The 11120-nt window shown below is 34.2% G+C and carries 5 protein-coding genes; all 5 read left to right on the top strand.

Features of this window, described 5'->3' with window-relative positions; translation table 11 throughout:
- The first annotated feature begins 74 nt into the window (after positions 1-74).
- From BHU61_RS13665 to BHU61_RS13385, 5 genes are read left to right on the top strand one after another with little or no spacing between them, the layout of a single operon-like run.
- Positions 75-203, top strand: a complete 129-nt coding sequence (locus tag BHU61_RS13665; RefSeq protein WP_275542452.1) for a hypothetical protein — start codon at positions 75-77, stop codon at positions 201-203.
- 49 nt (positions 204-252) lie between these two features.
- Entirely contained in the window at positions 253-7989 is a 7737-nt protein-coding gene (locus BHU61_RS06825; protein WP_111715639.1) for a phage tail tape measure protein, read from the top strand.
- Positions 7989-8432: a phage tail domain-containing protein gene (locus BHU61_RS06830; protein WP_111715640.1), complete on the top strand. Its 444-nt coding sequence runs from the start codon at positions 7989-7991 to the stop codon at positions 8430-8432. The genes BHU61_RS06825 and BHU61_RS06830 overlap by 1 nt, the downstream gene beginning before the upstream one ends.
- Positions 8433-10955: a phage tail spike protein gene (locus BHU61_RS06835; RefSeq protein WP_111715642.1), complete on the top strand. Its 2523-nt coding sequence runs from the start codon at positions 8433-8435 to the stop codon at positions 10953-10955.
- Positions 10936-11094 carry a hypothetical protein gene (locus BHU61_RS13385; protein WP_170122488.1) on the top strand — a complete coding sequence of 53 codons (159 nt, stop codon included), beginning with the start codon at positions 10936-10938 and terminating at the stop codon, positions 11092-11094. Before BHU61_RS06835 ends, BHU61_RS13385 begins: the two co-directional genes overlap by 20 nt.
- The last annotated feature ends 26 nt before the right edge of the window (positions 11095-11120 follow it).

The following is an 11120-nucleotide window of genomic DNA, read 5'->3' on the forward strand; positions in this document are numbered from 1 at the left end:
TGACTCATGATGAAATTCTAAGGACTGTAGATAAAAATATAGGATTGATAGCAAAATATTTTAACATTAGCCCAATGGAAATTTGGGAAGGTGATTATCATTTCTATATTCATCAATATAACTTAGCAAATGAAGATGAGTATGAAGAAAATAAGCATCATCAGAAACCTAACAAAGTAGATAGCCTGTTCGACGCATTTTAATTTTTAATATGCCGAACAGGCTATTTTTTTGTGGAAAGGAGAGTGAAAAATGGATGAAGTAGTAGGAAAAACAGTAGTTCGGGTCGGAATGGATTACTCTGAAATTAAGCAAGGAATTACTAACTTAAATGCTCAGATGAAAGTGGCCGATGCTACGTGGAAATCGTCTTTATCAACATTTAAACAATCAGACAGATCCTTCGAAAAATTATCTACAAGTATAAAAGGGATGTCTGACAAACTAAGGGTGCAAGAACAAATTGTAGAGGCACATAAGGTTAATGTTTCAAAATTAACTAAAGAATACGGTGCTAACAGCACCAAAGTTTTGAATGCAACGGCGAACCTTAAAAAGCAAGAAGGTATTTATGGCAATTTAAAACGTTCAATTAATGAAATGAACAATGAAATAGCTGAAAATAATGCGAAATTAAAAGAGAGCAGTATTCAACAGCGTATTGTTACCGGTCAGCAAGAAAAGATGATTAAGCAATCTCAAATGCTAGAAAAACAGCAGGCGAGTATGACATCTAAATTAAAACTTGCTGATCAAGAATGGAAAAACAATGTTACATCATTAGGTAACGTATATAAAGCGGTTGATAAAGCAAAAGTTAATCTTGATGGACTTAATAAAAAATATGATATTCAAAAGAAAATTGTTATTGAGCATGCACAGGAATTAAGAAAACTATCATCAACATATGGAGATACTGATGAACGTGTTGTTCAGGCAAATATAAAGCTAAAAGAGCAAATCGGTATCTTCAAAGATATGAAAAATGACATTACCAATGTTACAAAAGAGCTCAATGAATTAAAACGTGCTGAACAATTGAATAACAGTCCATGGACACAAAGGTCGAAAGAACTACAAGCCTATAGCGACAAAATGAATGCTATTGGAGATAAGATGACTAATATCGGTCAGAATATGACGATGAGTGTTACAGCACCAGTTGCTTTAGGGATGGGATTTGCAATTAAAAAATCAATGGAATTTGAAACTTCTATGTCTGAAGTACAAGCATTAACTAATGCTACAGGCAAAGATTTTGAAAGACTAAAGCAATATGCTATTGAATTAGGTGAAAGTACGGCATTTAGTGGTAAAGAAGCAGCAGATGGAATGGCAGTATTAGGTCAAGCTGGTTTTAAAACCAATCAGATTATTGATGCAATGCCTGGATTATTAGATTTAGCTGCAGCTTCTAAAATGAGTCTTGCTGATAGTGCAGATATTGTTGTCTCTTCATTAAACTCCTTCCAAATTGAAGCTAGTAAAGCTGGTCATGCGACAGATGTTCTTACTAAAGCAGGAGCAGAGACAAATGCTTCACTAGGTGATATGGGTGAAGCAATGAAATATGTTGGACCAGTAGCTAATGATTTAGGTTTAAGTCTTGAGGATACAGCAGGAGCTATCGGTATTTTATCTAACTATGGAATTAAAGGATCAATGGCTGGAACTTCTCTTCGAATGGGGTTAAGTAAATTAAATGCACCTATACCTAAAGTAGCAAAGTCTATGAAGGAATTAGGTATTAACTTACATGATAGTAATGGTCAGATGTTGTCAATGGGAGATTTAATAAAATCTCTCCAAGAAGGAACAGAAAAGATGACTAAATCTGAGAGAGCTGCATATATTACTAGACTTGTGGGTATGGATGCTCAAAGTGCATGGTTAAAATTATTAAATCAATCACCTGAAAAAGTTGATAACTTCACAAAATCTTTAGAGTCTTCGAATGGTTATGCAAAAGATTTTGCTAAAACTATGCGCGATAATTTGTCGGGTGATTGGGACAATTTTACTGGTGGATTAGAAACATTTGCTTCGAAAGTATACGATGATTTCACTCCTGCACTACGCGGGATTGTAAAAGCAGGAGACGCGCTAGTACAGACAATCAGTGCTTCTCCTAAACCAGTACGTATGTTAGCGACTTCATTAGCTATTGGTGCAGCTGCTACTGGTCCGGTGATATTAGGATTTGGAATGGTTGCCAAAGCAGCAGGAACTTCAGCTGAAATGGTTTCAAAATTAACTGGAAAGATGGCAGCAAATACCTTAGCAGCTGAAACAAATGCTGCAGCAAACATAGCCACAGGTACTACTATCGGCAAACAAGGAAAATTATTAGGCGGAGTAACAGGTCTATTTACCAAGTTCGGTAAGGCATCAGGAGGAGCAGCAACTTCAACTGGTTTATTAGCGAGAGCGGGTGGATTACTAACTAGTGGTTTGAGATTATTAACCGGTCCTGTTGGAATTGCACTTACTGCAGTTACTGCTTTATATGGTGGATTTAAACTAGCATATAAACATGTAGACTGGTTTAAAACTGGTGTAGATAATACTGGCAAATTACTTAAAGAAGTAGCTGGATCAATTAATTTTCAATGGGCTAAAGATATGGGTACCACATTCAAGATTGGCGCAGGATATGCAAGAGGGTTAGTTGGTAGTCTTGGTGATGTTATTAAAAAAGGTGTGGAAATGGCACCAGGGACTCAAATGATTAAAATGGGTTTCGGAGTCATCAATGATGCAGTATCAAAAGCTACTGATAAGGTAGATATTTACGGTAAAGGTGTCAGCAGAGGTGCCGAGAAAGCGCTTAAGGGTTACACTGATTTATCTATGAAAGCTAGATTACAGTTAGAAAAATTAAGAGCGTCTCATAAAACTATAGGTGATAAGCAGTATCAAGAAATGGTTAGTCTATATGACAAAATGACAAATACTGCTTTAACAAAAATAGAGCAACGTAGATCAAGAGAAATGAGTGGACTACGAAAACTTTTCTCTGAAACTAAAGGTTTGAAAGCGTCTGAAGAGAACAAAATCTTAACGGAAGCTCAAGCAGGTAATAATAAAGAAGTCCAAGCAGTAAAATCTATTCAAAAACAAATTAGTGCTATTTATACAAAAGCACACAAAGAGAAACGCGCTCTTACAAACATAGAAGAAAGTAAATTGGTTGTTTTACAACAAAGAATGGACCAGAAAGTTGTATCTTCATTAAGTAAGAGCGAAAAAGAACAAAGAATTATCTTAGGAAGATTGAGAGATAACAAAAAAGCATTATCAATTCAAGCAGCTTCAGAAGTTATCAAAGCGTCAGCAAAAGAGCGAGACAAAACAATTTCAGATGCTAAGAAAAAGAAAAAAGGTATCATTGATGAAGCAATTTATCAAAGAGATGTTACGAAAAAAATATCTAAAGATCAAGCTGATAAAATCATCAAAGATGCAGAGAGACAGTATAAAGGTTCGGTAAAAAATGCGAAAGAACAGCACAAAAAAGTTGTTGATGAAGCGGCAAGACAAAATAAAGGCGTTAAACGTGAGATAGACTCACAAACAGGACATGTATTAAGTAAGTGGCAAAAATTAAAACGTCAAACTGGACCAATTCTAACTGGTATAAAAGTTGCTACTGTCAAATCATATGAAGATGCCAAAAAAGGTGTTGCGAAATGGATTGGTCAAACTGCATCAGATACTTTAAAACGCTGGAATGGCATAAAGAAATCTACTTTAGGTGTAACAGAATCGATTCGAAAGACAACAGTAAAAAAGTATGAAGATTTAAAATCAGGAACTGTAAAATGGCTAGGTGTAGCATCCACTCAAATGTCTAGTAAGTGGGGTTCTATCAAGAAAAATACCACTTCATTAGCTGAGGGTGTTCGTAAGGTTGCAGTGGATAAATTTGAGCAAATGTACAAAAAATCCACTGAATGGGTTAATAAGATCGGTACTTTTATTAGTGGTGCTAAGAAGGGTATTTCAGATAAGGCTAGCGATTTAGGTAAAGGTGTTGCTAATGCAGCAATTGGTGGGTTAAATGCCATGATTAGTGGAATCAACTCAATTGCTAAAGGTATTACAGGTAAAGGCAATTTAATTTCTAAAATCCCTGATGTTGTTAAAAAATCTACTGGTGGCGGTGTTAAGGAAGATACCCTTGCAATCGTTGGTGATAAAGGTCCCGGTAATGGTCCAGGTGGATTTACTAGAGAAATTATCAAACGTAAAGATGGATCAATGCATTTAACACCTGCTAAAGATACATTAGTATATTTAGGTAAAGAAGACGAAGTTATCAATGGTCGTACCACATACAATATGATGCAGAATGGCGAAATTCCAAGATATAGTACTGGTGTAGGTTCTACTAAATTGGGAAAATCTGCTGAGAAGAAAAAGAAACCGAGTGCAGCAGAAGTTGCAGGTAAATTTTTAGGTAAAATGGCAGGTACCACAATCAACAATGCAACAAGTTTATTCGACTCTGATAATACATTAAAAGTAGTTAAAAAGACTTCTGAGGTGGGAGATAAAGTCAAAGATTTCGGTGAAGAAATCTTTGAGTATATGGATAATCCAGGTAAACTGGTTGATTTAGTTGTAGGACCATTAAAAAGCAAATTTGTTGGTATTGGTGGTGCAACTGGGGAAATTGCATTAGGAGCCTTCAATAACATTAAATCTAAATTGGTTAAAACAGTCGAAGGATGGTTTAGTGAATTTGGTGGTGGCGGAGATGCCGACGGAAGTTCATTCACATCATTCCCTGTTAATACTATTTATAGTCCTAACGCTAGACCACCAGGTTATCCTTATCCAGCATTTCACTATGGTATTGACTATGGTACTCCGCAAGGTCATCCAATTACAGCACCAACAAGCGGTATGCTTTCTCAAACATTTGATACGCATGGTGGTTTAGTCGGTTTATTAACTGATAAAATTTATACTCAATTTTTCATGCATATGGAAAGTTTAAGAAAATCTGGACCTATTAAAAAAGGCGAGTTCTTAGGTAAGACCGGAGGAGCAAGAGGATTACGTAACTCAGGAATTTGGTCAACTGGCCCTCATTTACACTACCAAGTGAGAAGAAATGGACCAGGCGGTTGGAATACTAACACCATGAACCCTGCAACCTTCTTAAGTCAGGTTGGTTACGGAAAAGGTAGTGGTCCATCCGGAGTAAGTGGAAATGCTTCTTCATGGGCACCAGCAATTAGAAGAGCAGCTGCGCAAATGAAAGAAAAAATTACTAATGCTGATGTTAATGCTATCATTGCTCAGATTCATCGAGAATCTGGTGGTAATCAGACGATTGTTCAAGGAAACATTGGTGATATTAATAATAGAAACGGAACACCAGCAAGAGGATTGCTGCAGTATGTACCTACTACATTTGCAAACTATATGGTTAAGGGACATACCAACATTAATAGTGGTTATGATCAACTGTTAGCATTCTTTAATAATAAAAATTGGCGTGCAAATAATCCTGCTGGTAGAAGTGGTTGGAGTCCAAATGGTGCTAGAAAATATGCTGATGGCGGCATCATTAATAAACCACATTTCGGTTTAGTAGGTGAAGCAGGAGAAGAAGTTATTATCCCTACTTCAAAGAATAAAATAAAACAGGCACAACCATTATTAGCATATGCAACCAATGTATTAAATAAACATCTTGGTAATCGTAATTATGTAAAAGAACCACCAAAAACTCATACCGTTAAATCTGGTGATACATTATGGGGAATTTCACAGGCAAATAAAATGACCGTGAGTATGTTAAAACAACTAAACAATCTGAAGTCAAATCTTATTTTTCCTAAGCAAATTCTTAAATTAAATACTGGTGCTTATAAATTAGTTGGGGCAATCAAAGAACATGCTACAGCAATCAAACAATCAATCACTAAAAAGCCAGCTACAGTTAAACCTAAAGTTCAAATGACATCAATCACTGGTGTAGTAAGTAAGTTTGCAGATGGATTAATTCGTACAGGTACAATATTTAAAGATTTAAAGACATCGAAAACTGATTTATCGTTCGGTAAATTCTTAGAGTCTAAACTAAAAGGATTAAACTCTAGTAATATCAAAACGGTCATGACAAACATATCTGACATCAAGAAAAAACTAACTGAAATTGATAAGAAAAACGAAAAATTAATCAAAACTAATAACACTAAAATTAAATCAGCAACAGTTAAAAACTTTGATGAACAATTAAAGATTGATAACTATAAAGCTGAGAAAGCATTGAACGGTAAAAAAGGTACGATCACTGTTAAAACTCGTATTGCAGCAAGAGATACTACATTGATTGATAGAAATCTTGCTAAGTCTAAGTTGAATAAAGCAGCACATGAAAAGGATTTAAAAACATTACATGCTTATGAAGATAATCTTCTTAAGAAACGTGCTACTTTAAAGACTAAAAAAGAAAAAGAAAATAATGCAAAGTTATTAGCGAGTACTAAAAAACGTATTGCTGATGAACAAAAGCAACGTGATAAAGAAGTAGCTAATATTAAGAAGTATGAAGCGCAACGTGCTGACGCTTTAAAGCTTAAGTACAAAACAGAAAAGAAATATGTAACAGGTCGTTCAGCATCAGCATTAGATAAATTAATCAATACTTCTACAAATAACATTGGTAAGAATAATACATTGATTAAAAATCTAAAATCAGAAAATGCATTATATGCTAAACAGTCAGCAACTCTAAATAAAATTAAAGGTGCTGAAATACTTAAATCTGATGTACTTAAAAAGATTGCTGCAAGACGTGAGCAACTTGTGAAAATGATGGAAGCACTGAAGAAAAAAGAAACATCATTAAAAGAAGAAAAACAAGGATTTGCTGATAGTATTAGCGAGAACTTACAATCATATGCTGGTTTTGGTAGTGCAAGAGGACATACTGCACGTGACTTTGTAAGCTGGATGCGTTACAGATTAGGCAAAATGCGTACATTTGCTTCTAATGTTCAAAAGCTTAAAGGTATGGGATTAGATCCTAAGCTTATAAGAGAAATGTTAGCAGGTGGTATTGAGAACGCTATACCTAAAGTTGAAGCTTTAGTTAAAGGTGGCGGCGGATATATCAGTCAGATTAACTCACTTCAAAAAGAAATTGATGGAGTAGTTAAATCAATCAGTACTGAGCAATCAACTAGTCTGTTTGCAGATGAATTAGCAAGTAATAAACGCCGTCAAGACGTAGTTACTAAAGCTATGAAAGATAATGAAGCAAGACTTGATAAATTTAGAAGTGGTAAAGATAAAGTCATCAGTATGAAATCGTACACAGATTTAGAAAATAAAACTTCTAAATATAAGTATCAAGCTAAACCATTACCTAAGAAAACAACAACTAAGAAAACTACTACAACTGTAACATCAGGTAAATATAAAGTTAAAGCAGGAGATAGTTTATGGCTAATTGCTAATAAGTATAAGACTACGGTTGATAACCTTAAAAAGTTAAACGGGTTAAAATCTAATCTTATTCACCCTAATCAGACTTTAAAAGTGCCAGGGGCAACAAAATCTCAGAAAGTCGTTAATCTTGAAGCAGCTAAGAAGAAACGTGAAGACGAATCAACTAAATTAATCGTTAATACTGCTAAGAAATTGAATGTGGTTGGTAAGAACGATAAATATGCTGCTGAATTAAAGAAAGAATTAGCTGAGATTAAGAAGACTGCAACTAAGAAAGATGATGCACTTGTAGCTAAGCTTGAAAAAGAGCTTAAAGCTATGAATGCTAATACCAAAAAGTTGGATAGGTTAGATGAAGCTGTAATGTTACTTGCACAAATACTTAATAAGAGTACAGATGTTATTTTAGACGGTCAGAAAGTAAGTAAGACTGTTGAAAAGAATATTGTGACAAAAGCTAGGACTACAGCAAGAAAAACAGTAACACCTAAACCTAAAACAGCAGTTAGGAGGAAAGCTTAATGAGTAATAACATAAGGGCTGGATTTTATTTCAACGATAAGCACAGTAGTGAGTTTGATATTAGGCTTAGTGGTGTGCTTACACTTCCTCCAGAAATAAAGAAAATAACTGATAGCGTTCCTCATATGAATGGAGATTATGATTTTACATTTATGTATGGTGCACCTAAATATAACAATCGGCAAATTGATGTCGATTGTTTTATTTTATGTGATCATAATCAGAACATGGCACAGACAGAAAATGAAATAATCAACTGGTTATATGGTACACCTTTTATAAAGTTGACCTTTGACCACCAGGAAAACAGAGAATATACTGCAAAACTTGAAAGTATAAGCTTTGAAGAACCTGATTACAACATGAGAAGACTATCATTCAAATTACAGTTTGAAGCTAAACCTTTTGCTTATGACATCATGCAAGAAAAAGAGGTGTTGTAGATGTATACAGTGAAAGTTTGGAACATGAATGAAGATCCAACATATATTTGGGATTATCGTAAATCAGACAATCAAATGAAAAGCAGTACTTTAGATAAAGAGTTAGAAGCTGTAGACCAGTTTAATTTTGAATTGATTGATAATGATATTAAATTGAAATCATTTCTATCTTTTGTCGAAGTAAAAAATGAAGTGAAAAACAATGTAGCGTTTCGTGGTCGTATAATGACACCAACAACACAGATGAACGAAGATGGAACATATAATACTTCTTATACATCAGAGGGTGCAATGGCGTATCTTGATGATTTTATTCCATCTTATAATATGCTGACTGATTTAACACCACAACAACGATTCAGAGAATTAATTAATATTCATAATAGCTTGTTAGGTGCCGATACTTATAAGAGAATTAACATTGGTAATGTATCGGTAACACCTAAGATGCCAGAGTCTGAAACTGTTGAATATGATGATACAGCATATTTTATATTAGATCCTGAAAAATCAATACTCACTCATATCAGAGAATTGATTTTAGGCGTATATGGTGGGGAAATCGTATTAAGATATGAAGCTGATGGAAACTACATTGATTGGGTTGATAAGATAGGTAGCAAGAAATCAACTGAATTAAAAGTTGGAAAGAACATGAAGTCATTCCAGCGACAGATTGATCCAACTGAAGTAATTACAAGATTAATTCCATTAGGGTCATCAGAGCCAACTGCTTGGGAAGGCAGTAAACGATTAGAGATTGTTGAAGACCCACGTAGTGGCGGAAAAAATTATATAGATATACCTGAGTTAATAGCACTATATGGTATACAAACCGGCGTATCTGTTTTTGATGATGAATATACGCCAGATACTCTATACGATAGAGGGATGAAAGAGAAGATAGAAATTATGAAGAAGTATGCAAAGATGACAACTGAAATTCAGTTGTTAGATTTGTTTACGATTGGATTAGATCCTGATGACTTTGAACGTGGAAATTTCTATCATACAATATTACCTCGTTACAGTATTGATGAAGATTTAAGAGTGGTAGGTACTTCATTTGATGTAATTCATCCTCAAAATAAATCTTGCCGCATCGGTGATAAAGATTTAGGAATTTTAGATGTATCAGATATTAATACTTTAAATATTATTAATGAGTCTGTGCCTACAATCATAAATGAACAAGTCACACCAATCATTAATGAAACAGTAAAAGAAATCAGAGAAGAAATTGACACAGCTGAAAGTGATGCTGTTAAAAGTGCTGACGATTTAGCAAGACAGAGAGTTGAACAATTCAAAAGAGATTCATTTGAGCCTTTTAAATTATCTATACCTGATATAATGAACACGAAATTATCAGATTTCAAACAAGGTGAATTAGGAACTATCATCAACAACACGATTACTACTAACGGTGAATCGATTAAAAATGATGTAGTAAACAGAATCAATACAGGAACGAATGTAATTCGTGGTGACGCTATCGTAGTTGATGCAGCAATGATTAATAAAATAGCTGCTGATCAAACTTTCACGGACAAATTAGTAGCAAATGATGCGTTTATAAGAAATATCATGGCATCAAATATTGTTTCAGAAAAGATTAAGACAACTGACATTGATTTGAATAGGGCAACCGTTAGAGGAACGTACGATGCTGATAACTATATTATTATGTCATCTGATTATATTAGACAGTACGGTAAATATGTTTCTACAAATGAAAGTGGATATCAAGAAGAAGTTAAAGGATATACGGAACTAAAAAATGGTATGTTAAGAATCAGAAATGATGCAAAAAACCGTTCTATATACATTCATCAAAATGGAATGACAACAAATTTTACTAGCCCATTAAGTGCTAACAGCACATTACAATTTAATGCAAGTTATCCAGGTGAAAGTGGTACAGGACCATCTTTGACGAGTTATGCTGGACCAGTAAATATTCAAGCATATCAAGGGTTATTGAATTTACAGGGAAAAAAGGTAGATTTGTATTCTGAAGGACCATTAACCTTGACAGCTAGCGATGTTATTCAGTGTAACACACCAATTAAAGCGTCAAATTTTATAGGAGCTTTAAAAAATGATGTTGGTAACGTTTATGTTATGACAAATGATGAAGCGCGTATTACCTCACCTGCTGGATATAATGGCGGAAGTCCTGTATATAAAGATATTCGTTATGCTAAGGGTTATGCAATGTCACACGAAAAATATAAAAGTGATATTAGCGCATGGGATTTTAATGTTCTTGATATTTATAGAGATGAACTAAAGTTATATAAATATAAAATCAATGCAGAGATTGAGAAAGGTAATGCTATGTATCAACATGGTATTGTGATACGTGAAAATGTAAGTAACGATCAATTCCCTATCGAATGGCGTAATGGTGACGGATATAATCAAAATGAAGTTGTATTTTGGAACACTAAAGCAATTCAAGAATTAATAAATAAAGTAGATAAACTGGAGGCTCAAATAAATGGAACAACCACAACGTAACTTTGAAAAAGAATTAGGTATCTATCAAGTAGAATACATGCAACTTAAAGCTGAGAATGTATCACTTAAAGCACAAGTTGATGATTTACAAAACGAACTGCAACAACTAAATAAAAAAGATGAAGCTGTATCTCAATAGAGATATGGCTTTTCTTATTAAAGGAG

Origin of the sequence: Macrococcus epidermidis (assembly GCF_003259695.1) — a bacterium.
GTDB lineage: Bacteria > Bacillota > Bacilli > Staphylococcales > Staphylococcaceae > Macrococcoides > Macrococcoides epidermidis.